Annotated in this window: 24 protein-coding genes; 17 read left to right on the plus strand and 7 right to left on the minus strand. The window is 66.0% G+C overall.

Going from position 1 to position 25,030, the window contains the following annotated elements:
* From BCV67_RS07450 to BCV67_RS07465, 4 genes are all read left to right on the plus strand, one after another.
* Positions 1-921, plus strand: coding sequence for a lauroyl acyltransferase (locus tag BCV67_RS07450; protein WP_062167240.1), 921 nt, complete (start codon positions 1-3; stop codon positions 919-921).
* Between the two features lie 74 nt (positions 922-995).
* Complete coding sequence (gene ribA, locus BCV67_RS07455; RefSeq protein WP_062167242.1) at positions 996-2,117, plus strand: GTP cyclohydrolase II RibA; 1,122 nt, start codon at positions 996-998, stop codon at positions 2,115-2,117.
* A gap of 210 nt (positions 2,118-2,327) precedes the next feature.
* Positions 2,328-2,837, plus strand: a complete 510-nt coding sequence (locus BCV67_RS07460; RefSeq protein WP_062167244.1) for a PH domain-containing protein — start codon at positions 2,328-2,330, stop codon at positions 2,835-2,837.
* Positions 2,834-4,345, plus strand: coding sequence for a PH domain-containing protein (locus BCV67_RS07465; RefSeq protein ID WP_062167246.1), 1,512 nt, complete (start codon positions 2,834-2,836; stop codon positions 4,343-4,345). Before BCV67_RS07460 ends, BCV67_RS07465 begins: the two co-directional genes overlap by 4 nt.
* 168 nt (positions 4,346-4,513) lie before the next feature.
* Here the strand turns inward: BCV67_RS07465 and BCV67_RS07470 are convergent, their stop codons facing one another.
* Positions 4,514-5,545: a CDP-glycerol glycerophosphotransferase family protein gene (locus tag BCV67_RS07470; protein WP_062171513.1), complete on the minus strand. Its 1,032-nt coding sequence runs from the start codon at positions 5,543-5,545 to the stop codon at positions 4,514-4,516.
* 101 nt (positions 5,546-5,646) lie between these two features.
* Here BCV67_RS07470 and BCV67_RS07475 point away from each other — a divergent pair, with 101 nt between their 5' ends.
* From BCV67_RS07475 to BCV67_RS07485, 3 genes are all read left to right on the plus strand, one after another.
* Positions 5,647-6,474: a glycosyltransferase family 2 protein gene (locus BCV67_RS07475; protein WP_062167248.1), complete on the plus strand. Its 828-nt coding sequence runs from the start codon at positions 5,647-5,649 to the stop codon at positions 6,472-6,474.
* A 216-nt stretch (positions 6,475-6,690) separates the two neighbouring features.
* Entirely contained in the window at positions 6,691-7,971 is a 1,281-nt protein-coding gene (locus BCV67_RS07480) for an O-antigen ligase family protein (RefSeq protein ID WP_156455787.1), read from the plus strand.
* Entirely contained in the window at positions 7,968-8,882 is a 915-nt protein-coding gene (locus tag BCV67_RS07485) for a glycosyltransferase family 2 protein (RefSeq protein WP_062167252.1), read from the plus strand. The genes BCV67_RS07480 and BCV67_RS07485 overlap by 4 nt, the downstream gene beginning before the upstream one ends.
* Positions 8,883-8,982: 100 nt before the next feature.
* Here BCV67_RS07485 and BCV67_RS07490 read toward each other — a convergent pair whose 3' ends face one another.
* From BCV67_RS07490 to def, 4 genes are all read right to left on the minus strand, one after another.
* Positions 8,983-9,750: a glycosyltransferase family 25 protein gene (locus BCV67_RS07490; RefSeq protein ID WP_062167254.1), complete on the minus strand. Its 768-nt coding sequence runs from the start codon at positions 9,748-9,750 to the stop codon at positions 8,983-8,985.
* Between the two features lie 214 nt (positions 9,751-9,964).
* Positions 9,965-11,302, minus strand: a complete 1,338-nt coding sequence (gene rsmB, locus BCV67_RS07495; RefSeq protein WP_062167256.1) for a 16S rRNA (cytosine(967)-C(5))-methyltransferase RsmB — start codon at positions 11,300-11,302, stop codon at positions 9,965-9,967.
* Between the two features lie 4 nt (positions 11,303-11,306).
* The gene (fmt, locus tag BCV67_RS07500; protein ID WP_062167258.1) at positions 11,307-12,230 is read right to left on the minus strand and encodes a methionyl-tRNA formyltransferase; all 924 of its coding nucleotides are present in this window, start codon (positions 12,228-12,230) and stop codon (positions 11,307-11,309) included.
* 165 nt (positions 12,231-12,395) lie between these two features.
* Positions 12,396-12,911: a peptide deformylase gene (gene def / locus BCV67_RS07505; RefSeq protein ID WP_062167260.1), complete on the minus strand. Its 516-nt coding sequence runs from the start codon at positions 12,909-12,911 to the stop codon at positions 12,396-12,398.
* Positions 12,912-13,040: 129 nt separating this feature from the next.
* Between def and BCV67_RS07510 the strand changes: the two genes are divergently transcribed.
* The 7 genes from BCV67_RS07510 (at position 13,041) to BCV67_RS07540 (ending at position 21,224) form a co-directional block, all read left to right on the plus strand.
* Positions 13,041-14,165 (plus strand): LysM peptidoglycan-binding domain-containing protein, encoded by a 1,125-nt coding sequence (locus BCV67_RS07510; protein ID WP_062167262.1) that lies wholly within the window; start codon positions 13,041-13,043, stop codon positions 14,163-14,165.
* A 78-nt stretch (positions 14,166-14,243) separates the two neighbouring features.
* Positions 14,244-15,395 carry a DNA-processing protein DprA gene (dprA, locus tag BCV67_RS07515; protein ID WP_062171516.1) on the plus strand — a complete coding sequence of 384 codons (1,152 nt, stop codon included), beginning with the start codon at positions 14,244-14,246 and terminating at the stop codon, positions 15,393-15,395.
* A 45-nt stretch (positions 15,396-15,440) separates the two neighbouring features.
* Positions 15,441-15,914 (plus strand): DUF494 family protein, encoded by a 474-nt coding sequence (locus BCV67_RS07520; RefSeq protein ID WP_057629553.1) that lies wholly within the window; start codon positions 15,441-15,443, stop codon positions 15,912-15,914.
* A gap of 21 nt (positions 15,915-15,935) precedes the next feature.
* Entirely contained in the window at positions 15,936-16,676 is a 741-nt protein-coding gene (locus tag BCV67_RS07525) for a GYF domain-containing protein (protein WP_062167264.1), read from the plus strand.
* Between the two features lie 33 nt (positions 16,677-16,709).
* The gene (locus BCV67_RS07530) at positions 16,710-17,666 is read left to right on the plus strand and encodes an RDD family protein (protein WP_062167266.1); all 957 of its coding nucleotides are present in this window, start codon (positions 16,710-16,712) and stop codon (positions 17,664-17,666) included.
* A gap of 187 nt (positions 17,667-17,853) precedes the next feature.
* Positions 17,854-20,355: a DNA topoisomerase I gene (locus tag BCV67_RS07535; RefSeq protein ID WP_062167268.1), complete on the plus strand. Its 2,502-nt coding sequence runs from the start codon at positions 17,854-17,856 to the stop codon at positions 20,353-20,355.
* 308 nt (positions 20,356-20,663) lie between these two features.
* Positions 20,664-21,224 carry a Sua5/YciO/YrdC/YwlC family protein gene (locus BCV67_RS07540; RefSeq protein ID WP_062167270.1) on the plus strand — a complete coding sequence of 187 codons (561 nt, stop codon included), beginning with the start codon at positions 20,664-20,666 and terminating at the stop codon, positions 21,222-21,224.
* A 340-nt stretch (positions 21,225-21,564) separates the two neighbouring features.
* Here BCV67_RS07540 and BCV67_RS07545 read toward each other — a convergent pair whose 3' ends face one another.
* Positions 21,565-22,482 (minus strand): hypothetical protein, encoded by a 918-nt coding sequence (locus BCV67_RS07545; protein ID WP_062167272.1) that lies wholly within the window; start codon positions 22,480-22,482, stop codon positions 21,565-21,567.
* A gap of 140 nt (positions 22,483-22,622) precedes the next feature.
* Between BCV67_RS07545 and BCV67_RS07550 the strand changes: the two genes are divergently transcribed.
* Both BCV67_RS07550 and BCV67_RS07555 read left to right on the plus strand, forming a co-directional pair.
* The gene (locus BCV67_RS07550) at positions 22,623-23,303 is read left to right on the plus strand and encodes a DUF4124 domain-containing protein (protein ID WP_062167274.1); all 681 of its coding nucleotides are present in this window, start codon (positions 22,623-22,625) and stop codon (positions 23,301-23,303) included.
* Positions 23,303-23,929 (plus strand): DUF4124 domain-containing protein, encoded by a 627-nt coding sequence (locus tag BCV67_RS07555; RefSeq protein ID WP_062167276.1) that lies wholly within the window; start codon positions 23,303-23,305, stop codon positions 23,927-23,929. The genes BCV67_RS07550 and BCV67_RS07555 overlap by 1 nt, the downstream gene beginning before the upstream one ends.
* Here the strand turns inward: BCV67_RS07555 and BCV67_RS07560 are convergent.
* Complete coding sequence (locus BCV67_RS07560; RefSeq protein ID WP_062167278.1) at positions 23,917-24,693, minus strand: SDR family oxidoreductase; 777 nt, start codon at positions 24,691-24,693, stop codon at positions 23,917-23,919. The two genes, BCV67_RS07555 and BCV67_RS07560, sit on opposite strands and share 13 nt — an antisense overlap.
* Before the next feature lie 95 nt (positions 24,694-24,788).
* Between BCV67_RS07560 and BCV67_RS07565 the strand changes: the two genes are divergently transcribed.
* Positions 24,789-25,016 carry a hypothetical protein gene (locus BCV67_RS07565; RefSeq protein WP_062167280.1) on the plus strand — a complete coding sequence of 76 codons (228 nt, stop codon included), beginning with the start codon at positions 24,789-24,791 and terminating at the stop codon, positions 25,014-25,016.
* Positions 25,017-25,030 lie beyond the last annotated feature (14 nt).

Below are 25,030 nucleotides of genomic sequence, written 5' to 3' on the forward strand. Positions count from 1 at the left end.
ATGAAACCGCAATCCGTCGCCAAGCTCTATTACCGCCTCGCCAGCATCCTGACCCACCTGCCCTGGTCCTGGCAGCGGACGCTGGCCGATACCGTGGCCTGGCTGTGGCGCAGCATCAATGCCCGCGAAAGCCGGGTGACCCGTCGCAACCTGGAGCTGGCCTACCCCGAACTGGACGCCGCGCAGCGCGCGCGCCTGCACCGCGAGGTATTGCGCACCACCGCCCGTCAGGCTCTGGAAACTCTGTACCTGTGGACTCACGACCCGGCCAGTAACCTGTCCCGGCACCTGCGCGAACGCCATGGCCAGGAGCTCTACGACGCTGCTCTGGCCTCCGGCAAGGGCGTGATCGTGGTCGCCCCGCATTACGGCAACTGGGAGCTGCTGAATCAATGGCTGGCTTCGCGCGGCCCTATCGCCATTGTCTATGCGCCGCCGGAGAACCCGGTTGGCGACGAATTCCTGCAACTGGTGCGCGGCGGTGACAACGTGCGCCAGGTGCGTGCCGAGGGCCCGGCGGTACGCCAGCTGTTCAAGGTACTCAAGGACGGTGGCGCCACCGGCATCCTGCCCGATCAGCAGCCCAAGAACGGCGACGGCGTGTTCGTTCCGTTCTTCGGTATCCAGGCGCTGACCATGACCTTGGTCAACCGCCTGGCCGAGCGCACCGGCGCCACCGTCCTGTACGGCTGGTGCGAGCGCACCGGGCCCAACCTCGACTTCGCCCTGCATATCGAACCAGCCGAGGCACAGATCGCCGACCCGGACCTGCAGCTGGCTGCCGCCACCCTCAGCGCCGGTATCGAGCGCATCGCCCGCCGCGATCCCACGCAATACCAGTGGACCTACAAGCGCTACACATTGCGGCCACCCGGCAGTGGCGAGCACGACCCTTACGCCACCGCCCGTCACCCGCATTGAACCTGCTCCTGCAACACTGCATCACCCGTGCTGCTTGATTGATTCGACAGCCAACGGCCCCCATAAGGTTTCAAATGAACAGCCCCGCATCCGCCAGCCCGCCCTATTTCGGCCAGACCGCCGCCATCGCCTGCGAGCGCGCCGCCGCCGAGCTGCGCGCGGGCCGCCCGGTGGTGATCAGCGACGGCCGGCGCCGGCTTGCCAGCATCGCCCTGGACAGCGCCTCGCCGGCAGGCTTCGCCGCCTTCGCCAAGGCTGCGCAGAACCGCCACTACCTGTTCCTGAGCGCCGCGCGCGCACAGACGCTGGGCATCCACGCCGCCGATGGCATCCGCGTTCCGCTGGCCGGCCGCGACTTCGCCGAGCTGCCGGCGCTGGCCTATCTGCGCGATGCAACTGCGCCTGCCGATGCATTGCCCGAGGGCGACGCGCTGGACGCTGCCAGCGTGGAAGTGGCGCGGCTGGGCCTGCTGCTACCGGCCATGGTGTCGGTGGAACTGGAAGCGGCGGGCAGCCCGTTTGACGACTGCATGCAGCTCAGCGCCGATGCCCTGCGCGAAGGTGCCGGCCAGGCCGGCCAGGACTATGAACTGGTCACCCGCTCGCCGGTGCCGTTGCGCGATGTCGGCATGAGCGAGTTCGCCGTGTTCCGTGGCGGCGTGGCGCAGCGCGACCAGGTCGCGGTGATTGTCGGCAACCCAGACATGAGTGGCATCGTACCGGTGCGCGTGCATTCGTCCTGCCTCACCGGCGACCTGTTCGGCTCGCTCAAGTGCGACTGCGGCGACCAGCTGCGGCGTGGCCTGCGCACGCTCAAGGAGCTTGGCGGCGGCATCCTGTTGTATTTGGACCAGGAAGGCCGCGGCACCGGTATCGCCGCGAAAATGCGCGCCTACGGGTACCAGCACGAAGGCCTGGACACCATCGACGCCGACGCGCAGCTGGGCTTCGGCTCCGACGAGCGCCGCTATGGCAGTGCGGTGGCGATGCTGCGTGCATTGGGCGTGCAACGCATCCAGCTGTTGACCAATAATCCGACCAAGGTGCAGCGCCTGCGCAACGCCGGCATCGAAGTGCTGGGCTGCGTGCCGATCACCGGCGAGATCACCCACGAGAACGAGCAGTACCTGCGCACCAAGGCCGCACGCGCCGGCCATCATCTGGATGTGGACGCACTGATCATGGCAGCGCAGTAACAGCCCTGCTTCCTGGCAATTTTGTGGAAGCGGCGTAAGCCGCGAAGCCTATGCCGTAGTGAGTCAACGAAAAGCCTGCACTCTGGTTTTCGAGGTAGGCCACCATTGTGGGCGCCGGGTGCTGCACCAGCTTCGCGGCTTACGCCGCTCCTACAGCAGCCATCGATGCCCACCTAACGTTGTACGGCCCCGCCGTTATATCGTCTGCGCATGACTGAACCTGCCGACTTCGATATACCCGCCCCGGACGACAAGCAATGGCAGGCCCTGCCGCCACGCGGCGCGCTGTTTGCCGCCGCTGGTGCGGCACTGAGCATGGCGCTGCTGCTCGGTGTCGCCTGTGTGGTGCTGATGCTGGCCACCGATCAATCGAACTGGTTGCTGGGCCCCTTGGCAGCCGCCGGGTTGGGGGCGCTGATCGGCGCATGGTTCGGCTGGCGTCGGCATCGGCTCACCTTCTGGCGGCTGGACAGCCAATCGCTGGGCGTGCGCCGCGGCCATATGTGGCAGAGCGAAAGCCATGTGCCGGTATCGCGCGTGCAGCACCTGGACCTGCGCCGCGGCCCGCTGGAGCGCATGGCCGGGCTGGCCACGCTGATCGTGCACACCGCCGGCACCCGCATGAACACCGTGGCGGTGGCCGGGCTGGCGCAGGCCGACGCCGAACGCCTGCGTGACCGGCTGGCGCGGCAGCTGGACCACGACGACGACGCGCTGTGAGCGAACTTCCACCGCCGCTACCCGGCCAGGAACAACGACTGCATCCGTGGTCATGGCTGTTCGCCCTGCAGCAGCAGGTGCAGCAGTTCCTGCTGCCCTTGCTGGCCCTGCTGGTATTCGGCAGCCGCCGCGATGACGACCTGCCCTACCACCACTGGATCAGCGCCGCGATCGTGCTGGCACTGGTGGCCACGGCGGTACTGCAATACCTGAGTTATCGCTACCGCATCGGCAGCGACGCCCTGAGCATCCGCAGCGGCATCTTCGAACGCACGCGCCGTGAGATCCCGTTTGCGCGCATCCACAACGTGGTGGTGCACCAGAACCTGCTGCACCGGATGTTCGGCGTCGCCGAGCTGCGCCTGGAATCGGCCGGTGGCGAAAAACCCGAGGCAGAGATGCGGGTGCTCAAGCTGAGCCAGGCGCTGGAGCTGGAACGGCTGATCCGCCAAGGCGGCAGCGCGCCCGTAGCCAGCACGCAGAGCGAGGCCCCCGGCGATGGCGTACTGCTGAGCCTGCCGCTGCCCGAGCTGGTACGGCAGGGACTGATCGCCAACCGCGCGATGGTGGTAGTGGCCGCGGCGATCGGTGCGGCGTATCAATTGTTCCCGCGCCGGGCCACCTCCGATTTCATCGAGGAGCAGGGCCGGCACGCGTTCGGCTATGCCAGCCAGTTGCAGCTGGGCACGCTGACCATGGCCGCCACCGGCGTGCTGCTGCTGGCGTTCGCACTGGTGCTGATGCGGCTGCTGTCGGTCGGGCTGGCCATCGTGCAGTACTACGGCTTCCGCCTGAGTGAGGCCGACCGCCGCCTGACCGTCGAGCGCGGCCTGTTCACCCGCGTGCGCAGCAGCGTTGCCCGCCGCCGCATCCAGGCCTGGACCCTGCGCGAAGGCGCGCTGCATCGCCTGTTCAAGCGCCGCCAACTGCGGGTGGACATCGCCAGTGGCGGCCAGCAGCAGGAACAGGACGGCCGCGCGCTGAAGGAGCTGGCACCACTGGCACCGCCGGCCACCTGTGACAGCCTGCTGCAGCATCTGTTGCCGCACCTGCAATGGCCACCCGCGCAGTGGCAGCCGGTGAGCACCCGCGGCTGGTGGCGGCTGTGCCTGCCCGCGCTGCTGTTGATGGGCAGCCTGTCAGCATTACTGGTCTACGAGACCGGTCGCGCGTGGGGGCTGCTGCCATTGCTATGGCTGCCGTGGTCGGCACTGAAGGCGCACCGTCAGGTGAGCCGCATCGGCTACAACATCGATGCGCAGCGTGTCGCCATCCGCGGCGGCTGGTGGAACCGCTGGTGGCGCGTGGCCGAACTGGACAAGCTGCAGGCCCTGCGGCTGGATCGTTCGCCGCTGGACCGGCATTTCGGCACCGCGACATTGACCTTGGATACTGCGGGTGCGGCCGGCGCGCCGGCCTTGCAGCTGCGGTTTTTGGAGGAAGCCCAGGCGCGTGCGCTGATGGCGCAGCTTGAGCGGGAGATGGTGCGGCGCAAACTGCGTTGGTGAGGGTGTAGAGCACTCCCCTCTCCCGCCCCTTCGGGGCACCCTCTCCCGCAAGGGGAGAGGGGCGAAGCAGCGCGAGCTCAAGCATTGCCTGCAATTGCAGATCTTCCCCTCTCCCCTTGCGGGAGAGGGTGCCCCAAAGGGGCGGGAGAGGGGGAAAAGCGCGTTACCTCAAACCCGCGCCGGGCCCCAATAACCGATGCGCTTGCGCAGCTTGATCTTGCGCCACCAGTTGCGCGGCTTGGGCTTGCGGTTGCGCCCGCCCTTGGCGATGAAATCGTCAATGGCCTGCAGGATGCGCTCGCTGGAGCGGCCATCGCGGTAGGGATGCAGCTGGTCGGCGAACTGGCGCACCGCCGCCATCAGCTCCGGCGGCCGCGACAAGGCAGTTCGGATCGCGCCTTCAAACTGCGCCGGGTCATCGATGTCGATCAGCTGCGGGCCCGGCCGACGGTTTTTGAAGGTGACCACCGGCTTGTAGGTCAGCAGGAATTCGTTGAGCGCCGAGGAGGTGTCAGAGCACATCATGTCCACCTGCGGGAACAGGTCCAGGATGTTGTCGTCATCGGCAAAGCGCAGGTACGGGCCTTCAAGGGCGCGGTACTTGGCGGTGATTTCCGGGTCCATCTTCGGGTGGAAGGTGACGATCCAGCGCCATTCCCCGGTCTGCGACAAGCGCTTGATCTCGTCGTACAGAAGGCCGGCGGCACTCCAGGACGGCGAGAAGGTGGAGTGGTAAAGGATCACCGGCGGCTCGCGCACCGGATCGGGCTGGTCCTTGAGCTGGCTCATGAACGGGTCGATCTTCGGGAAGCCGGTCTCCACCACCGAAAAATGTCCGGACTTCTGCGCCAGTTCCGAGAACGCGGCGGTATCGCGCGGGCCGGTGGTGCAGTACAGGTCGAAGAAGCCACGGATGTAGATATGCCGCGGCTTGCCCGCGTCGAAGCCGTGGAAGGTCTCGACCTTCACCCCGGGGAAGAAGTGCGGCACCGCGTTGGACGAGGTGATCACCGCGCAGGGGTTCCAGGCGCGCACCTGCGCAACCGTGAGCAGGGTTTCATCGGCGGCCAGATCTTCCGCGCCGGGGCCGTCGAAAAACCATGCCGCCTCATCGCCACGTGCGCGGATCGCTGCCTGCAGCGGGCGGAGGATGGCCAGGGCATAACGCTCGGACCCGTACAGCAGATAGTGGCGTGGCACGGCGGGGAACTCCTGAATATCCCGGATATTGCGCAATTATCGCATCGCCAGTGGGAGCCGTCGCTGCTAGGCTTTGGCCCATCCCCCGTACCAGATGCCGCATGCCCAGCCCAAGCACCACCCTGTCCAGCCAACGCCCGCGCCTGTCGGCCTGCATCATCGCCTTCAATGAAGCCGACCGCATTGGTGACTGCCTGGCCTCGCTGGCGTTCTGTGACGAGATCGTGGTGGTGGATTCGTTTTCCAGCGACGCCACCGTCGCCGTCGCCGAGGCGGCCGGTGCGCGCGTGCTGCAGCGGGCCTTCGATGGCTTCCGCAGCCAGAAGGCGTTCTGTGTTGAACAGGCCAGCCATGACTGGGTGCTGTGCCTGGATGCCGATGAGCGGGTCAACCCGGAACTGCGTGCGGCCATCGAATCCGAACGCGATGCCGGCTTGCCCCGCGCCGTGGGCTACCGCTTCGCGCGCTGCTCGGAATACTTCGGCCGCTTCCTGCGGCACGGCACGGCCTACCCCGACCGCGTACTACGCCTGTTCGACCGCCGCCACGGCGGCTGGCGCGGTGATCGCGAAATCCACGAAGCGGTGTCGCTGGACGGCCCGGCCGCGCTGCTGAAGGGTGATCTGCTGCACCACCCGTACCGCAGCTTCCTGCAGCTGCTGGACAAGAAACAGAAGTACGCGCGGATGATGGCCGAGCACGAGTTCGGCAAAGGCAAGCGCGCCAGCCTGGGCAAGCTGATCATCGCCCCGAGCTGGCGCTTCATCCGCAGCTACGTGATCAAGCGCGGCTTCCTCGACGGCTGGCCAGGGCTGATCGAAGCCTTCGTCAGCGCTAATTACGTGCGGCAGAAGACCATCATGCTGTGGCTGCTGCAGAACGGGCAGCCGCTGGTGACGCCGCCAACCGGTGCCGGGCCCGGCAACTAGCCCGGCACCGGGCTCACGGCGTTTGCTGAACCCTGCCTCGGCAGGTGCCATCCACATGCAATCCGGTTCGTTGAAGATGCAGGTTCGCGTCGCTAGAATTGTCCGTTCCAGCTAGCGACTGAGAATCAGACTGGTTGCCCGGTGGCGGTCCCTGTCACTGCCACTTTCCCAGCGGCGTCCCCACGCCCCACCGGTGTGATCCATTACGTGAATCATTTGACTGCGGCCCCCTCCACCCCGCTGTTGCAGGCACTGCGAGCCCGGCTGCTGACCCTTGGCCAGTGGTGCGCGGTGCTTTCGCTGTTTGCCGCGCCCATCAACAAGCCAGCCACCAACATCCTGATCGGCCTGGGCCTGCTGGGCTCGCTGGCCGGTACCGGGCTGGTCGAGCGCTGGCGTGCCGCCGTGCGCGAGCCGGTGGTGATCGGCTTCCTGGTCTGGTTCGCCGTGCTGCTCGCCAGCGCACTGCATGCCACGCTTACCACCGGAGCCTCGATGTTCAGCGAAGCGGGATTGTGGGGCTGCCTTTACCCGGCCCTCATTGCCAGCCTGCTGCGCGATTCGCGCTGGCGTTGGCGCGCGCTGGCCGCGTTTGCCGTAGCCGCCGGCCTGGTGGTGGTGATTTCCTACCTGATGCAGTTCGGCCTGGTGCCGCAGCGGGCGGTGGCTGAAATCCAGCCTTCCATGCGCAACACCGTGTTCAAGGAATACACCCAGCAGGGCCTGGCCAGCCTGATCCTGATGTCGATGCTGGTGGCCATCGGGCTGAACAGCCCCAACCGCCGCTGGCGTGTCGCCGCCCTGCTCGGTGCGGCGGTGGTGCTGGCCAACGTGGTGTTGCTCATCCAGAGCCGGACCACCTATATCGTGCTGTTGCCGCTGCTGGGGTATTGGATCTACCGCCTGGTGGCGCACCGCTTCAACGGCTGGCGCACGCTGATCATCAGCGCCGGCCTGATCGTGCTCACCATTGGCAGCCTGTGGTCGACCCCGAGCATCCGTGAGCGCATGCTCAGTTCGATCACCGAGGAAGTCGACAGTTACCTGGTTACCCAGCAACCCACTTCCAGCGGCATCCGTCTCTGGTTGTGGCAGCAGACCCTGCCAATCATCGCCGACGCGCCGGTATTCGGGCACGGGCTGAACCAGTGGGAGCCGCTCTATCTTGAGCAGATGCGCGATATTCCCGGCTCAGCGCCGTTCATCACCGGCCACCCGCACCAGGAAGCCCTGCTCATCCTGGCCGAAGAAGGGACGGTAGGCCTGCTCGTCTTCATCGGCCTGCTGCTGGGCTTTGCCGCCCATGCGCACAAGCTGCCCTCTCCGCAAAAGGGTATCTTTGCCAGCATTCTGATCATCTATGTCGCCGCCGGCCTGGCCAACGGGCTGTGGAGCAACTTCACCCATCGACACGTCTTCATCCTGTTGATGGCCTGCATCCCGCTGGGCAGCTTCCCTTGGTACGGTGTCGGCAGAGAGCGCGAATCCACCTCATGAACCCCAGCCCGTCGTTTGATGAGGTGACCATTGTCTGCGTCACCTACAACAGTTCGACTCTTGTGGAGGCGATGGCCAGCACCCTGGCTGCCTTCCCGCATGTCGTCATCATCGACAACGGCAGCAGTGACGACACCGCCGCGCACATTGCCCAACGCATCCGGCATGCACGGCTGGTCACGCGCACCACCAACGCCGGCTACGGCAGTGCCAACAACCAGGCAATGGCGCTCGTGCAGACGCCCTTCGCCTTGCTGCTCAACCCCGATTGCCTGATCGCGGCGGATGACCTGCAATGCCTGCTGGACTGCATGCGCGATCACCCGCAGGCCGGCGTGGTTGGCCCGCAGAACTGGCGCAGTGACACCGTGCCGCAGATCTCGCATCGCGCGGCATTCTTCAAGCCCGATGTCGACAGCACCTGCACGGTACCGGACAAGGTCATCAGCGCCGACTGGATCCACGGCTGCTGCCAGCTGCTGCGGACCCGCGCGTTCCGCGATATCGGTGGCTTCGATGAAATATTCTTCCTGTACTACGAAGACGACGACCTGTGCCTGCGCATGGCCCAGGCCGGCTACCAATGCCTGCTGCAACCGGCCGCACGCGCCTTCCACAAGGGCGGCGCATCCTCCGCCCCCAGCATCCGCATCGACTTCATCAAACGTTTCAACTATGCCCGCTCACGGCAGATCGCCATCCGCCGCTACATGGGCAACGGCGCCGGGCGCATGCACCTGGCCAAACTGATGGTCGCAGCGGTGCCGGCGGTGGCGGTCTACAGCCTGCTGCTGCGGCGCCGTGACGTGATCAAGTGGGCCGCGTGGGGAGCGGCGGCATTCTCCGCCGCGCTGGGGTTGGACGTGGTGCCAGGACGCGGTAAGCCGGCGCCCGCCACCAGCCGCGCCTAGCGGCAGACAGCACCGCACTGCGCGGCGCTGCCAGCACTACGAAACAGCATCCAATCCTTCATGCCGGGCGCTGCCTGCAACGGCCGGGCCTCGCCTGGGATCAACCGTTGCCGATACGCGTGCGCCAGCGCAGCCGCGACGCCAGGTTGTAGGCAAACCAGCGCACGCTCAGACGCGCGCGGTAGATCTCGCGGCTCCACCACCCCAACACACCGACACCCGGCTTGGCCTTGCGCCCGGCCTGGATCACCGATGCGAACAGATCGCCGCTGCGCACCACCCCGGGCTTGAGGCCCAGGCATTCCACACCATGCAACCAGGCCAGATCCATGTAGTCGTCGACCGGCAGTACCCAGCGATCGGCATGACGCAGGAATTTTTCCGCCGCCGACGGTGCCAGGTAGTAGCCGAATGCACACAGGGGACTGCGCCAGTAGCGGTGCAACACGAAGTCGCCAAACTGTACCCAGGGCGAGCTGGGCCGGTCTGCTGCATGCAGGCGGAAGTACCCCACCGAATCCGGCAGGCGCGGCAGGTCGCGCAGCACGTCCAGGAAACGCGGGTCGATGGTGATGTCGTCTTCAAACACGATCATCGGCCGGCCGCTGTCCACGCATTGCTGCCACAACAGATAGTGGCTGGCCCAGCAACCGATTTCGCCCGGGCGGAACGGCCGTCCCTTGCAGGTCAGACGGCGCTTTTCATCCACCTTGGCGAACAGCGGGTGATCGCTGTGGCCGTTGACGGCATCCCATACCGTAACCTCGATGCCCAAGGCAGCCGCCTGCCGCTGGATCGAGGCACGGCGATCCGCCGATGCCGGCAGATTGATGACATAAAGGGGCAGGTCTGCGGACGGCCGGGTCATTGCGCGAAGCGATCCTGGAAAAGAATCAATACAGGCTCCCGACGCATCAGGAGCCATCCTGAGCACAACTGCGAGCCATGATAGTACCTGATCACCACCTTGCCACCTCCGCCCCATACCTGCCCGCCGACACGTCGCGGCGGGGCTTTCCATTGATCGGCAGCAATGCCGCCAGCTTGATCGGATTTGTCCGCGATCTGCGGACGCGGCGTCTTTACGCCCGTTTCAGCAACCGCGCATAGAAGAAGCCATCACCGCCCTGCTCACCTGGCAGCCGCTGGCGGCTGCCCACAACGTCATGCCCGAATGCATCAGGCAACACCTGCACCTGCGCATCCGCGGTACGGGCGAGGAAACGTTCCACCTGCTGGCCGTTTTCCGCGCGCAGGATCGAACAGGTGGAGTACAGCAGCACGCCACCGGGACGCAGCACCGTCCACAAGGCATCCAGCAGACGTGCCTGCAGCGCGGCCAATGCGGTGATGTCTTCGGCGCGGCGGTGCAACAGCACGTCGGGCTGGCGGCGGATGATGCCGGTGGCCGAACACGGCGCATCCAGCAATACCGCATCAAACGCGGTGCCATCCCACCAGGCGGCGGTATCGGCGGCATCCACCGCGACTACCTGCGCCTGCGGACCAACGCCGGTACGTGCAAAGGTTTCGCGGATGCGCTGCAGACGTCGCGCATCCACATCCAGCGCTAGCAGCTGCAGCGATGGATCGCGCTCCAGTAGGTGGGCGGATTTGCCCCCGGGCGCCGCGCAGGCATCCAGCACGCGTGCGCCAGGCGTCGCCTGCAAGGCATCGGCTACCTGCTGCGCCGACAGATCCTGCACCGACACCGCGCCCTGCGCGAAGCCCGGCAGGCTGCTCACCGGCACCGCCATCGGCAGGCGCACCGCGTCGGCCGACAAGGGCTCGGCAACGGCTTCGATACCCGCCTCGGCCAGCAACGCCAGATACGCCTCACGTGTGTGCTGCTGGCGATTCACCCGCAGCCACATCGGCGCCGGCTGCAGGCTCTGCGCGATGATCTCCGGCGCCTGCTGCGGCCAATCGGCCTGCACCTGGGCCAGCAGCCACGCCGGCCAGGCGTCCTCGGCTCGTGCCTCGGCAAAGCCTTCGCGCTGCGCACGCCGCAGCAGGGCATTGACCATGCCGGCCTGACGTTCACGGCCCAGCGCGCGCGCGGCATCCACCGTCGCCGACAACGCGGCATGCGCCGGCAGCTGCAGTACATCGAGCTGGGCGAAACCGGCCATCAGCAGCGCGCGCAGATCGCTGTCGCGCGCACCCAGCGGTTTCTGCAGCCACTGCCGCAGTGCCTGGTCGTAGACCACCCGGCGGCGCAGTGCCGCAAAACAGATGGCTTCCAGCAGCGCGCGATCGCGGCTGTCGTCCAGCTTGGGCAGGGCCGCGCCCAGTTCGGCCTTGAGCGAGCGCCCCTTGCCGATGACCGCCGCCAGCACCTTGGCCGCCAGCGCGCGGGTCTGCACGCCGGGCTGTGCCGCCGGGGTCTTACCCCACGGCGAGGAAGTAGCAGCCGTCATCCGCTCAGCCCTCGATCCGCAGGTCGCGACGTGCGTTCAGATAATCGGCGGCGGTGATCGCCTTGCCGCCTTCGCGCTGCACCACGCGCAGGCGCAGCGCACCCTGCCCGCAGGCAATGTCGATGCCATCGCGCGAGGCGCCGATCACCGTGCCCGGTGCCTTGCCACGGTTGTCGTCGATGGCGACCGCGCCATGGATGCGAACGCGCTCGCCGGCCAGGGTGGCTTCGGCCACCGGCCACGGATTGAAGGCGCGCACGCGCCGCGCCAGCGCAGCAGCAGGTTCGGCCCAGTCGAGCTTGGCCTCGGCCTTGTCCAGCTTGTGCGCGTAGGTGACGCCGGCCTCGGGCTGCCGCTGCGGCACCGGCTTGAGGCCGGCGCGCAACAAGCCCAGACCATCGGAGAGCACCTGTGCGCCCAGCTGTGCCAGACGGTCATGCAATTGCCCGCCGGTATCGGTATCGCTGATCGGGGTGTGCTGGCGCAGCAGCACCGGGCCGGTATCCAGGCCGGCTTCCATCTGCATCAGGCAGACGCCGGTTTCGGCATCGCCGGCCTCGATCGCGCGCTGGATCGGCGCCGCGCCGCGCCAACGCGGCAGCAGCGAGGCATGCACGTTCCAGCAGCCGTGGGTAGGAATGGCCAACACCGCCTTGGGCAGGATCAGGCCATAGGCCACCACGATCATCAGATCCGGCTGCAGGTCGCGCAGCTGCTGCTGTGCTTCGGGCGTCTTCAGGCTTTCCGGCTGGAACACCGGAATGCCGCGCGCAATCGCGTCAAGCTTCACCGGCGAGGGCATCAGCCCGCGGCCACGGCCGGCAGGACGGTCCGGCTGGGTGTAGACCGCAACCACCTCATGCTGGCGGGCGGCGGCAGCCAACGAGGCGACGGCGAATTCCGGCGTACCGGCGAAGATGATTTTCATTGGGCGGGATTCGCGATGCGGGATCCGCGAGGGGCTGAGGCGGCGCAGCGGCGGCCGTTACCCATCACGAATCGAAAAAGAAAGGTGCAGGCCGTTGATGTACTACACAACGCCAAGACGGCAGCAGGCGTGGCAGGGCCTGCGCCTGCCTCCGCCAGCGCCGGATCAAGCCACGTGCTTGCGCGTCTTGGCCAGCTTCTTGCGCACCATCTCGCGCTTGAGCGGCGACAGATAGTCGATGAACAGCTTGCCGTCCAGGTGATCCATCTCGTGCTGGATGCAGGTGGCCAGCAGATCATCGGCCGCCAGTTCCTGCTGCTTGCCGTCGCGGTCCAGGAAGCGCACCACGATGGAATCGGCACGGGTGACATCGGCATAGATGCCCGGCACCGACAGGCAGCCTTCCTGATAGACGCGGCCGCTTTCGCTGGCGCTGACGATCTGCGGGTTGATGAATACCTGCGGCTCGTTGTGCTCTTCGCTGACGTCGATGACCATGAAACGCTTATGCACGTCCACCTGGCTGGCGGCCAGGCCGATGCCGGGGGCGTCGTACATAGTCTGCAGCATGTCGTCGAGCAGCTGCTGGAATGCCGGCGTGGTCACTTCGGCCGCTTCGACAAGGGCCGCCTTGGTGCGCAGGCGCGGATCGGGGAACTCAAGAATGGGCAGGAGGGCCATGGTGGTACCAATCTGGGAATGCCGCTTATTTCGGCAAGATGTCGCAATTCTAACGCTTGCGCTTGCCCGGCGCCCCCGTTTCTGCAATATAGTGCGCCAACCTGTTGGGGAATCAGGCAGATCGCAACCATGTTTAAACAGTTACGTACGGTCGCCGCCGTGGCGATGCTGACCGTCACGACGTATGCCGTGGCCGTCGAAATGAACGGCACTCACCCTGACACCTACGTGGTGCGCAAGGGCGATACTTTGTGGGACATATCAGCACGTTTCCTGAAAAAGCCGTGGCTTTGGCCGGAAATCTGGCAGGCAAACCCGCAGGTAAAGAATCCGCACCTGATCTATCCGGGCGATGTATTGAGCCTGGCCTATCTGGACCGTGTCACGGCCCAGGCCGGCCCGCGCCAAGAAGCACCCATCACCGGCGTACCGCTGTCGGACGTTGAACCGTTCCTCAGAAACCTGAACGTTGTCGACAGCTTCGAAGAGCTGCCCTACGTGGTTGGCCTGGAAGACAACCGTCTGCGCGCCAGCAGCGGGCAGAAGGCTTACGTCGTGGGCCTGGACGCGGCGCAGCCCGGCCAGCGCTACATGGTGGTGCGTCCGACCGTGCGCTTTGCCCAGCCCAAGCCCACCGAGGATCTGGACAGCCGCGGCAAGGTCACCCCGGGCAGCGGCAACCTGTGGAGCAACTACGTTGCCTCCAGTGACCGCAACGAGGTGCTTGGCTATGAGCTGGCCAAGGTCAACGTCGGCACCCTGACCCAGGTTGCCAGCGGCGACGTGCAGGCCTCCACCCTGCAGCTGGAAGACAGCGGCAGCGAGGTACGCAGGGGCGACCGGCTGATGCCGGTGCAGATCAATCCGTACGACCTGCAGTTCTTCCCGCATGCCCCGGCCAACGCCACGGCACCGGGACAGCTGCGCGTGCTGGCGGTGACCGACACCTTCACCAGCGGTGGTCCACGCGACGTGATCGCCATTTCCGGCGGCGCACGCGAGGGCATCAACAACGGCACGGTGTTCTCGGTCTGGCGCAATGGCAGCCATGTGGCGGACCGCATGCATCACCCGGGTTCTTCGCGCGCGGACGATGCCATGAAGGCCGGCGCAGGTCGGGTCAGCCTGCCTGACGAGTACGCAGCCCACGCCATGGTGTTCCGCACCTTCGACAAGGTCAGCTATGCGCTGATCATGGAAGGCACCAAGCCGGCACGTCTTGGCTATGAGCTGAAGCACCCGGACGCGCAGTAAGCGCCTGCGGTCTAGCCTTACGATCTACAACAACGGCGCCTGAGGGCGCCGTTGTTGTTTGTGGCGGCAGGCTGGGCCATGCCCGGATCAACTGCCCTCGATGCCCACACCCCGCCCTGTTGCCCGGCGTTGCTGAGCCTGGCGCTGGCGGGCGGCCCGCTGGAACCGCTGCGCCATCTGCGCGACCAGTACGACAGCGCCGCCGCCGCGCTGGCGGCCGGGCCGGCGCAATGGCGCGCGGCAGGCTGCAGTCCGGCGCAGTGCCAGGCGCTGTCGCGGCCAGAGGCAGACCGCCGGGCCAGGGCCGAGACCTGGCTGCAGGACGACAACCACCACCTGATCGGCTGGGGCGAACCCGACTATCCGCCGCTGCTGCGCGACAGCCCCAACCCGCCGGTGGCGCTGTTCATCGCCGGAGACCCCACCCGCTTATGGCAACCGGCGATCGCTATCGTCGGCAGCCGCATCCCCACTGCAGGCGGCCGCGACAGCGCGCGCGATTTCGCCACCGCGCTGGCCGGCCACGGTCTCACCATCGCCAGCGGCCTGGCGGCCGGCATCGACGCCGCCGCGCACCGTGCGGTCTTGGCCTGCGATGGCAGCACCTATGCAGTGATCGGTACCGGCCCGGACCTGGCCTACCCTCGTCACCACCGCCAACTGCAGGCGCAGATCGCCAGCCAGGGCGCGGTTGTCAGCGAATACCCGCCCGGCACCGTGCCGCGCAGCGGCCAGTTCCCCGCCCGCAACCGGCTGTTGGCGGCGCTGGCGCTGGGCACGGTGGTGATCGAGGCGGCCGAGCGCTCCGGCGCGCTGATCACCGCCCGCCTTGCCAGCGAGGCCGGCCGCGAGATCTTTGCCCTGCCCGGCTCCATCCACAACCCGATGGCGCGCGGCTGCCACCGGCTGATACGCCAGGGTGCAACCTTGGTGACACATGCCGACGACATTCTTGAAGGCGTGGCCAATCTGGCCGGTGAACTGGCCTGTGCCTTGCAAACCCGGCTCCAGACCCCCATCTCCGGTGTACCGTCCGGCCAGCACCCGGCCGTCACACCAGAAGATCCAAACTACAAGCGATTGTGGGATGCCTTGGGTTACGACCCAACCGGTATGGATTTACTGATCGAGCGCACTGGATTGACGGCCGCCAGCCTGTCCTCCATGCTGCTGCTCATGGAATTGGAAGGCAGGGTCGCGTCCGCACACGGCCGCTACACCCGCACCTGAAGGTTTCTTCACCTCCACAGCGCCAATGGCGCAGGCCGAGGGGCAATGAAAGAGAGCATCCTGGACGTCCTGTTGTACCTGTTTGAACACTATTTCAGCGAAGATGCCGATCTCATCCGAGACCGCGACTCGCTCCAGAACGGCCTGATCCAGGCCGGTTTCAGTCCCGCCGAAATCAACAAGGCCTTCGATTGGCTCGATGCCTTGGCCGAACAGCGCCCAGCCGTGGCCCAGCCACGCGTTGACGGGCCGGTACGTGTTTTCCACGGCCCCGAGCTGGACAAGCTGGACGTGGAATGCCGCGGTTTCCTGCTGTTCCTCGAACAACAGCGCGTGCTCGACGCCGACCAGCGTGAGCTGGTGCTGGACCGCGCCATGGCCTTGGACCAGGACGAGCTGGACCTGGACGACCTGAAGTGGGTGGTGCTGATGGTGCTGTTCAACCAGCCCGGCGCGGAAGCCGCCTATGCCTGGATGGAAACCCAGATGTTCGTCGACGAACCCGAACCCCTGCATTAAGCCGCATGGCGGCGTGCAGGGATGCATAAGGACAACACCTACGTGAACCAGTGGTTCTACGCCGAGGGCAACCGCGAACGTCGCGGCCCGATCAGCGACGAAAACATCGTCGCGCTGTTCCAATCCCGCCGCATTGATGAAGACACCCTGGTCTGGCGCGAAGGCGCCAGCGACTGGCGCCCGCTGCGCGATTTCGCCAGCGAACTGGGCCTGGACACAGCCACCGCAGAACCCTCCGCAGCCGCTGCCCCACCTGTCCTGCCACCACCGCTGCAGACCCAGGCGCAGCCTGTCGTCACCCCCGCCGTCGCCCCCAAGCAGGGCCTGTCCGGTTGCGCCATTGCAGGCATCATCGCCGCCGTGGTCGGGGTGATCCTGATCGCCGTCATTGGCATCCTGGCAGCCATCGCCATGCCCGCCTACAACGCGTATGTGCTGCGCTCCAAGACTGCCATGGTCAATGGCCAGCTACTGGGCCTGAAGCATCAGGTTGCCGAATTCGCCGCCGCCAACGCGCGTTGCCCGATCAACGACGACGCAGGCTTCGGCCCCCCGGACAGCTACGCCAGCGGTGATCTGGCCCAGGTCCATATCGGGCGCTTCGAAGAGGGGCATTGCGGGCTGGAAGCGTTCATGCGTGTCCCGAAACACGCCCAGCTTGACGGCAAAAGCATCTGGCTCGACTACGATATGCAGGCCGACACGTGGGAATGCAGTTCCGATGTCGAGGACAACTTCCTGCCCACCAGCTGTCGCGGCTGACAGGCAGCGGCCAGAACTTTTACGGGGAACACGATGAGCCAGTGGTATTACGCTGACAGCCAGCGCGAACGGCATGGGCCGATCGAAGCGGAGCAACTGCGCGAGATTTTCCGCGCGGGCCAGATCGACATGAGCACTCTGGTGTGGCGCGAAGGCATGCAGCAGTGGCAGCCGCTGTCAGCGGTGAGCGATGAGCTGCAGCTGCTGGCCCAGGCCACCACCGGCATCGACCTGCGCCAGGACTATGCCGCCATCGAAAGTGGCGAGGCACTGGCCGCGCCGGTCACTGCCGCCGAAGGCCAAACCTTTGGTGGAGCTTCCGCCGAGACCTATTCGCCATACACCGCCCCCGCCAGTCGCCCGCAGGATGTGGATGCCGCTGCGGTGCAGGGTGGGCTGGTGGTACAGGCTGGCTTCTGGAAGCGGGTGGCCGCCTACTTCATCGATTACGTCATCCTGACCGTTTTCACCTATATCGTGCTGATCCCGCTCAGCATTCTGGGTGTGGTGGTGGGCGGCATATCGGGCAACACGGACTCGGCGGCCGGCTCGATCGGCATGATCCTGACGATGGGCATCGGCTATCTGTTCATCTTCGTCGCCAACATGATGTATCCGGCCTGGATGCACTCGTCCAAGTACCAGGCCACGCTGGGCAAGATGGCCGTGGGCATCAAGGTGGTCCGCAGCAACGGCGAGCGCCTGACACTGGGCCGCGCGGTGGGCCGCTTCTTCGCCTACCTGCTGAGCAGCATCACCTTGTGCATCGGCTTTGTAATGGCGGCTTTCACCCAGCGCAAGCAGGCCTTGCATGACATCATCTGCGACACCCTGGTGGTGGACAAGTTCGCCTTCACCGAACACCCGGAATGGCAGCAGCAGGGCCTGGGTACGGTCACCATCGTGATCCTGTCGCTGGCTGGCCTGGGCATCCTTTGCCTGATCGGGCTGTTGGTACTTATCGGCGTTGCCGCAGCTGGCTTCAACTGACAAATTGCCGGGGGCGGCTTGACATCAGCCCCTCCGGCATGATTCCTCTAATAAGGAACCAAGCTGAACGCCCGGGCCGCAACCCGGGCGTCGGCTTATGCACAATCCAAACATCGGCTTCACTATCGTCCCGGTTTAAGCCACCCTAGCGCCCCCCAAGGGCGTTCCGCCCCAAGAATGTACTGACATGCCCAAGCACCTGCTCATCGTCGAATCGCCGGCCAAGGCCAAGACGATCAATAAATACCTCGGCAAGGACTACACGGTCCTGGCCTCGTATGGGCATGTGCGTGATCTGGTCCCCAAGGAAGGCGCGGTCGACCCGGACAACGGGTTCGCCATGCGGTACGACCTGATCGAGAAGAACGAGAAACACGTCGAAGCCATCGCCAAAGCCGCAAAGGGCGCCGATGACATCCTGCTGGCGACCGATCCGGATCGCGAGGGTGAGGCAATCAGCTGGCATATCGCCGAGATCCTGAAGGAACGCGGCCTGTCCGACGGCAAGCCGATGCAGCGTGTGGTGTTCACCGAAATCACCCCGCGCGCGATCAAGGAAGCCATTGCCCAGCCGCGTGAAATCGCCGCCGACCTGGTCGATGCCCAGCAGGCACGCCGCGCCCTCGATTATCTGGTCGGTTTCAACCTGTCGCCGGTGCTGTGGCGCAAGGTACAGCGCGGCCTGTCCGCCGGCCGCGTGCAGAGCCCGGCGCTGCGCATGATCGTTGAGCGCGAGGAAGAGATCGAAGCCTTCATCTCGCGCGAGTACTGGAGCATCGAGGCTGCCTGCGCGCATCCCTCGCAGCACTTCAATGCGCGCCTGATCAAGCTGGACGGGCAGAAGTTCGAACAGTTCACCGTCACCGACGGCGACACCGCCGAAGCTGCCCGCCTGCGCATCCAGCAGGCCGCACAGGGCGCGCTGCACGTCACCGACGTGGCCAGCAAGGAGCGCAAGCGGCGCCCGGCGGCCCCGTTCACCACCTCCACCCTGCAGCAGGAAGCCTCGCGCAAGCTCGGCTTCACCACCCGCAAGACCATGCAGGTGGCGCAGAAACTCTATGAAGGTGTGAACATCGGCGACGAGGGCACGGTCGGCCTGATCTCGTACATGCGTACCGACTCGGTGAGCCTGTCGCAGGACGCGCTGGCCGAAATCCGCGACGTGATCGCCCGTGATTACGGCATCAGCTCACTGCCGGACAAGCCCAACACCTACACCACCAAATCCAAGAACGCGCAGGAAGCCCACGAAGCCGTGCGCCCGACCTCCGCGCTGCGCACCCCGGCCCAGGTGGGCAAGTACCTCACCGACGACGAGCGCAAGCTGTACGAGCTGATCTGGAAGCGCGCCGTCGCCTGCCAGATGATCCCGGCCACCTTGAACACCGTCAGCGTCGACCTGTCGGCCGGCAGCGAGCACGTGTTCCGCGCCAGCGGCACCACCGTTGTCGTGCCCGGCTTCCTGGCCGTGTACGAGGAAGGCAAGGACAACAAGAGTGCCGAGGACGAGGACGAAGGCCGCAAGCTGCCGCTGATGAAGCCCGGCGACCGCGTACCGCTGGACCGCATCGTCGCCGACCAGCACTTCACCCAGCCGCCGCCGCGCTTCACCGAAGCGGCGCTGGTCAAGGCGCTGGAGGAATACGGCATCGGCCGGCCGTCCACCTACGCGTCGATCATCCAGACCCTGCTGTTCCGCAAGTACGCCGAGATGGAAGGCCGCAGCTTCAAGCCAACCGATGTGGGCCGCGCGGTCAGCAAGTTCCTGTCCAGCCACTTCACCCAGTACGTCGATTACGACTTCACCGCCAAGCTCGAGGACGAGCTGGATGCGGTGTCGCGTGGCGAGGAAGACTGGATACCGCTGATGGAGCGCTTCTGGGGCCCGTTCAAGGAACTGGTCGACGACAAGAGCGAGTCGCTGGACCGCACCGACGCCGGCAGCGCGCGCGTGCTCGGTCCGGACCCGGTCAGCGGCAAGGACGTCACCGCGCGCATCGGCCGCTTCGGCCCGATGGTGCAGATCGGCACCGTCGATGACGAAGAGAAGCCCAAGTTCGCCTCACTGCAGCCGGGCCAGAGCATCTATTCGATCTCGCTGGACGAGGCGCTGAAGCTGTTCGACATGCCGCGCAAGCTCGGTGCCGACGCCAATGGCGAGGAAGTCACCGTCGGCATCGGCCGCTTTGGCCCGTTCGCCAAGCGCGGCAGCACCTATGCCTCGCTGACCAAGGAAGACGATCCGTACAAGATCGACCTGGCCCGCGCCATCTTCCTGGTCGAGGAGAAGGAAGAAATCGCGCGCAACCGCATCATCAAGGAGTTCGAAGGCTCGGACATCCAGGTGTTGAACGGCCGCTTTGGTCCGTACATCAGCGACGGCAAGATGAACGGCAAGATCCCCAAGGACCGCGAGCCCGCCTCGCTGACCCTGGCCGAGGTTGAGCAGCTGATGGCGGACACCGGCAAGCCGGTGCGCAAGGGCTTCGGCAAGAAGGCCGCCAAGAAGACCACGGTGAAGAAGGAAGCCGCGCCGAAGAAGGCCGCCGCCAAGAAGGCCCCGGCCAAAAAGGCAGCGACCAAGAAAGCCGCAACCAAGAAGACCGCGGCGAAGAAGACCACGAAGAAAACCGTCGCCAAGAAGGCAGTGAAGAAGTCAGCAGCCGACGACGCACCGCCGTTCTGATCCCGCACTTCCTTCTCCCTCCGGGAGAAGGTGCCCGAAGGGCGGATGAGGGTGGGCTCTGTGATCCTGCACTTCCTTCTCCCTCCGGGAGAAGGTGCCCAAAGGGCGGAAGAGGGTTGGCTCTGCTCCGAGAACAGGCCAAAAGGTCTTGCTCCAAGGCAGCCGACCGATCCCTCTATCCCCCTCCCCCGCCAACAAGCGGATAATCAGCAACACCCGCAGCAGGCCGCCCATCGGGCGGCCTTTGTTTTGCGTCCCTTTCGTGGGTTGACCGCTTCGTGTGCGGCGGCCCTCCAACGGTGCTTATCATGCTCGAACTCGACCTGCACAACGTCGTCCCGGCCCTCAAGGCCGGTGGCGTGATCGCCTACCCGACCGAAGCGGTCTGGGGGCTGGGCTGTGATCCTTCCAACCAAGCGGCGGTGATGAAGCTGCTGGCGCTCAAGCAGCGGCCCATCGAGAAAGGCATGATCCTGGTCGCCGCCAGCCCGGCACAGCTGGACGGCTGGGTGCGACTGGATGCATTGGACGACGCGCGCCGCCAAGCGGTACTGGACAGCTGGCCCGGCGCCAACACCTGGATCGTCCCGGCCGGCCCGCATGCGCCGCGCTGGATCACCGGCGAGCACACCGGCATCGCCGTGCGGGTCAGCGCCCACCCGCTGGTGCAGGCGCTGTGCGAGGCCTGGGGCGGCCCGCTGGTATCGACAAGTGCCAACCTCGCCGGCCAGCCCCCGGCGCGCGCCCGTGAGCAGCTGGATCCCGCCCTGCTGGGCCTGCTGGATGGGTTGGTGGACGGCGCCACCGGCGGCTTGGCCCAGCCCACCCGCATCCGCGTGGCAGCCACCGGCGAAGTCCTGCGCGACTGAGCCGCCCAGTCCAAGGCCTGGATTTCTGTAGTGCCGAGCCATGCTCGGCAGGGGCTTCACCAGTAGAGCCTCAGCCGAGCATGGCTCGGCTCTACAGCGCCACTTCCGGCAATGCTTCTAGGAGCTACTGTAGTGCCTAGCCATGCTCGGCAAGAGGCTTCACCGGTAGCGCCTCAGCCGAGCATGGCTCGGCGCTACAGCCCCGCTTCCGGCAATGCTTGTAGGAGCTGCGGTAGTGCCGAGCCATGCTCGGCAGGGCTTCACCGGTAGAGCTTCAGCCGAGCATCGCTCTGCTCTACAGACGCGCTTCCAGGAAGGGCAGAGCTCCCACGCCAAGGCCTCAACGCTGGCCCGGCACGCGCCTCCAGCGATGCCAAAACAGTACCGCGCCCAGCAACAGCACGCCGGCGAAAGCAGTGGCAAACGGCAACACCGGCAAGGCCGTCGCGGGCAGTACCAAGGCCAGGAACGGGAATGCATACACCGCCGGCACCCGCATCTTGAAGATCGCCAGAAGGGCATGCACCAGCAGCAGGTCCAGCAACGCTATCAGCAGCCATGACTCCAGCAACTGCGCCGTCAGCACACCCACGCCGGCAGACAGACTGAGCACTGCCACCTGTTTGCCCAACAGACGCGCCGAATACATTTTCATGTGCAGCGATTCGTAGACCACCACCGCCAGTGGTGGGATCACCATCAGCTGTGCATGCCCCAGCGCCAGCGCAACGCCCATCCATGCAGCACTGATCAACGCGTAGAAACCGAGCAGGGGCCATTGCGGCGGCGCTGCATCACGCGATGCGCCGCGCGGCCGGCGCCACACCACGCCGATGGCCAGCACCGCGGTGGTGACCAGGATCGCCAGCATGAAGGACCAATGGGTGGCATTGGTGACAACAGGCAGAAAGCCCGTCGCCAACGCCGGAGCCAGGCTGTACCGCAGCACCGCGAACAGGCCCAGCATGCCGATCAACACCAGCGCCAGTTTCGCGCTGACCGGCAGTTGGGTCAGGTTGATCGCAAACCCCAGCAATGCGGTGAGGCTTGGCCAGAGGAAGATTTTCTCCGGGTGCCGCATCCATTGCGGGTCTTTCCACGTCCACAGCGCCACCGCCATCGCCGCCAGTTCCGGAAGGATGATCTCCCTGTCCTGGAACAACACTGCCGCTGCAACCATCAGCAGGATGAAGGCGAAGGCAGGCAGATATGAGCGCAGTGGCAAGGGAAGCGGCGGCGCCGGAGTTTTGGTGGGCATGCGTGAGCGGCTGACGGCATGAAGACCGCGCAAGGATGCGCCTTCCCACCGTGTGAGGGTCAAGCACAGCGCGCGCTGTGCCGCAGGCAGGACCGCTGCCGTCACTTGCGCCAGCCCCCCTGCAGGGTAACTATCACGCCATGCGCATCTTCCACCTGTCCCTGCTCGGCTGCCTGGCCCTGCTGCCCTTCGCCGCAGCTGCGGCGAATCCGCCGCCTGCCTCCACCGGAACCGGCGGTGCCGACAACGTGCGCATCTACCGCTGTGTTGGCAGCAATGGTGCGGTGTCGTTGCAGGACGCGCCGTGCACCAAGGCGGCACAGCAGCAGGTGCTGGACATGACGCGCCCCAAAGATCCGCCGCCGCGCACCGCTGCCGCAACGCCGGCACCTGCCGCACCCGCACTGCAGCGCGAGGTGCGGGTGGTCACTGTGCAGGCGCCGCAGCCGATGTACGAATGCGTCACCAGTGAAGGCGAGCGCTATACCAGCGACAACAACGACGGCAATCCCCGTTGGATGCCAACCTGGGGCTATGCCTATCCGACCCATGGCCCCGGCCACGGTGGGCTGCGCCCGCCGCACCCGCCCGCTGGCGGCGGCATCCCCTGGCAACCCGGCATCGCGGTTCCGATGGGTTCGGTGCTGGTGCGTGACAGCTGCCATGCGCTGCCGCAACGGGAAGTGTGCGCGCGCCTGCGTGATCGCCGCTGGGAACTGATCCGCCGCTACAACAGCGCCCTGCAGAGCGAGCGCCAGGAACTGATGCGCGAGCAGCGCGGCATCGATGCCCGGCTTGAGCAGGATTGCGGGGGAACCTGATGCGCCATCTACTTGCACTACTGCTCTGCGCCAGCGCCGGTGCGCAGGCCGGCGAAATCGTGTTCTATCGCTGCACCGATGCCAGTGGCGCACTCACCGTGCAGAACATGCCTTGCCCAAAAGGCACGCAGCTGCAGAGCAGGAAAGTGATGCAGGCGGTGGACACTCCACCGCCAATGCCGGCCCCAGCGGCGCCCGCCGCATTACCAGCGCTGATGGCAGCACCAGCGGAAGCACCACCCGTGGCAGCAGCCACCCCGGCAAAAGCACCAGCCGCGCCCGTTGCAGCGCCAGTACCCTTGCCCGATCTGTTCCAATGCCGCACCCGCGAAGGTGAGAGCTACTTCAGCGAAAGCAGTGCGCCGCCCTCACGTTGCGTAGCGATGCAGGTCACCGGCCTTGACGGCAACCCGTCGACCGGCGCTGGCGAAGCCTGCGAAGTGGTGCGTGATACCTGCACCGCGATTGATCCTGCCCAGCAGTGCGCCACCTGGCAGCAGCGGGTGGACGAGGCCGAATCGCAATGGCGCTTCGCCGCGCCCAGCCAGGCGCAGACCCTGCAGAAGAACTATCAGCGGCTGCAGTCGCTGCTCGACGGCAGCGACTGCAAGACTCAGAAGCCGTAGCGCAGGAAACCGCCATCCACCGCGATGCATTCGCCGGTGACATAGCTTGATGCAGGCAGGCACAGGAAGCCTACGGCCGCCGCAACTTCCTCCGGCTCACCGATGCGGCGCATCGGCGTGCGCGCGATCACTTCGTCGTAGTAGTCGGCATCGGACAGGGGCCCGGAGGTGCGGCGGGTACGGATGTACCACGGCGCCACCGAGTTGACGCGGATGCCGTCCTCGGCCCATTCGCAGGCCAGGTTGCGGGTCATCTGCTGCATGGCCGCCTTGGTCATGCCGTAGACCACGCCGCTGCGCACATGGGTGATGCCGGACACGCTGCCGACGTTGACGATGGCCGAGGATGCATGCCGGGTCAGCAGCGGATGTGCATAGCGGCACAGCTCGAACGCCGAGAACAGGTTGGTCTCGAAGATGCCGCGCCACTCGTCCTCGGAATATTCGGTTGCCGGCTTTGTGATGTTGCCGCCAGCGTTGTTGACCAGGATGTTCAGGCCATCGCTGTGGTCCTCGACCCAATCGAGGATTTCCTGGCGGTCCTGGTCATCGCTGACATCGGCGGACAGCGCATGGATGATGCGCTCGGGGAACGCCTCGACCAGTTCATCGCGGGCGGTTTCCAGCGCATCGACATCGCGCCCGACGATCAGTACATCGGCGCCGAAGCCCAGCAGTTCGCGGGTGATTGCCAGGCCGATGCCGGCACTTGCACCGGTTACCAGTGCGGTCTGTCCATCCAATCGCCAGCGCTGCGGGTTCATTGCGGTTCCTCTTCGGTGCTCGGGTGCGGCGTCGCGGAAGGACGCTGCGGGGGGATGGGGCTAGGATAGCGGCCTGAGCCCAGCGGAGCATGCCAATGAAACGCCTTTCCCTGTTGACCCTGCCGTTGCTGATTGGCCTGGCGGCGTGTGGCAAGCCGCAGCCACCGGAAACCGAGCGCCGGCCCGATCCGCAGGCCAGCGCGCTGCGTGATGCGATGAGCAAGGATCTGAAACAAGCCAAGGCCGCCGGCGCCGCGACCGAGGAAGCTGCCAAGGCGCAGAAAGCCGCGTTGGATGCCGCCGAAGGGGCAAACAGCCAATAGCACGCATCGCCTGT

This window comes from Stenotrophomonas nitritireducens (assembly GCF_001700965.1).
In the GTDB taxonomy this organism is placed as follows: Bacteria; Pseudomonadota; Gammaproteobacteria; order Xanthomonadales; family Xanthomonadaceae; genus Stenotrophomonas; species Stenotrophomonas nitritireducens_A.

Bases quoted from the DNA above. Each gene is read 5' to 3' on its own strand.
- BCV67_RS07540 (WP_062167270.1), top strand. From the start codon at position 20,664: ATGCTCGAACTCGACCTGCACAACGTCGTCCCGGCCCTCAAGGCCGGT.
- BCV67_RS07535 (WP_062167268.1), top strand. From the start codon at position 17,854: ATGCCCAAGCACCTGCTCATCGTCGAATCGCCGGCCAAGGCCAAGACG.
- BCV67_RS07510 (WP_062167262.1), top strand. From the start codon at position 13,041: ATGTTTAAACAGTTACGTACGGTCGCCGCCGTGGCGATGCTGACCGTC.
- BCV67_RS07520 (WP_057629553.1), top strand. From the start codon at position 15,441: ATGAAAGAGAGCATCCTGGACGTCCTGTTGTACCTGTTTGAACACTAT.
- BCV67_RS07460 (WP_062167244.1), top strand. From the start codon at position 2,328: ATGACTGAACCTGCCGACTTCGATATACCCGCCCCGGACGACAAGCAA.
- BCV67_RS07525 (WP_062167264.1), top strand. From the start codon at position 15,936: ATGCATAAGGACAACACCTACGTGAACCAGTGGTTCTACGCCGAGGGC.
- BCV67_RS07560 (WP_062167278.1), bottom strand. From the start codon at position 24,693: ATGAACCCGCAGCGCTGGCGATTGGATGGACAGACCGCACTGGTAACC.
- dprA (WP_062171516.1), top strand. From the start codon at position 14,244: ATGCCCGGATCAACTGCCCTCGATGCCCACACCCCGCCCTGTTGCCCG.
- BCV67_RS07485 (WP_062167252.1), top strand. From the start codon at position 7,968: ATGAACCCCAGCCCGTCGTTTGATGAGGTGACCATTGTCTGCGTCACC.
- BCV67_RS07555 (WP_062167276.1), top strand. From the start codon at position 23,303: ATGCGCCATCTACTTGCACTACTGCTCTGCGCCAGCGCCGGTGCGCAG.
- fmt (WP_062167258.1), bottom strand. From the start codon at position 12,230: ATGAAAATCATCTTCGCCGGTACGCCGGAATTCGCCGTCGCCTCGTTG.
- BCV67_RS07450 (WP_062167240.1), top strand. From the start codon at position 1: ATGAAACCGCAATCCGTCGCCAAGCTCTATTACCGCCTCGCCAGCATC.
- BCV67_RS07565 (WP_062167280.1), top strand. From the start codon at position 24,789: ATGAAACGCCTTTCCCTGTTGACCCTGCCGTTGCTGATTGGCCTGGCG.
- BCV67_RS07530 (WP_062167266.1), top strand. From the start codon at position 16,710: ATGAGCCAGTGGTATTACGCTGACAGCCAGCGCGAACGGCATGGGCCG.
- BCV67_RS07490 (WP_062167254.1), bottom strand. From the start codon at position 9,750: ATGACCCGGCCGTCCGCAGACCTGCCCCTTTATGTCATCAATCTGCCG.
- ribA (WP_062167242.1), top strand. From the start codon at position 996: ATGAACAGCCCCGCATCCGCCAGCCCGCCCTATTTCGGCCAGACCGCC.
- def (WP_062167260.1), bottom strand. From the start codon at position 12,911: ATGGCCCTCCTGCCCATTCTTGAGTTCCCCGATCCGCGCCTGCGCACC.
- BCV67_RS07550 (WP_062167274.1), top strand. From the start codon at position 22,623: ATGCGCATCTTCCACCTGTCCCTGCTCGGCTGCCTGGCCCTGCTGCCC.
- BCV67_RS07545 (WP_062167272.1), bottom strand. From the start codon at position 22,482: ATGCCCACCAAAACTCCGGCGCCGCCGCTTCCCTTGCCACTGCGCTCA.
- BCV67_RS07475 (WP_062167248.1), top strand. From the start codon at position 5,647: ATGCCCAGCCCAAGCACCACCCTGTCCAGCCAACGCCCGCGCCTGTCG.
- rsmB (WP_062167256.1), bottom strand. From the start codon at position 11,302: ATGACGGCTGCTACTTCCTCGCCGTGGGGTAAGACCCCGGCGGCACAG.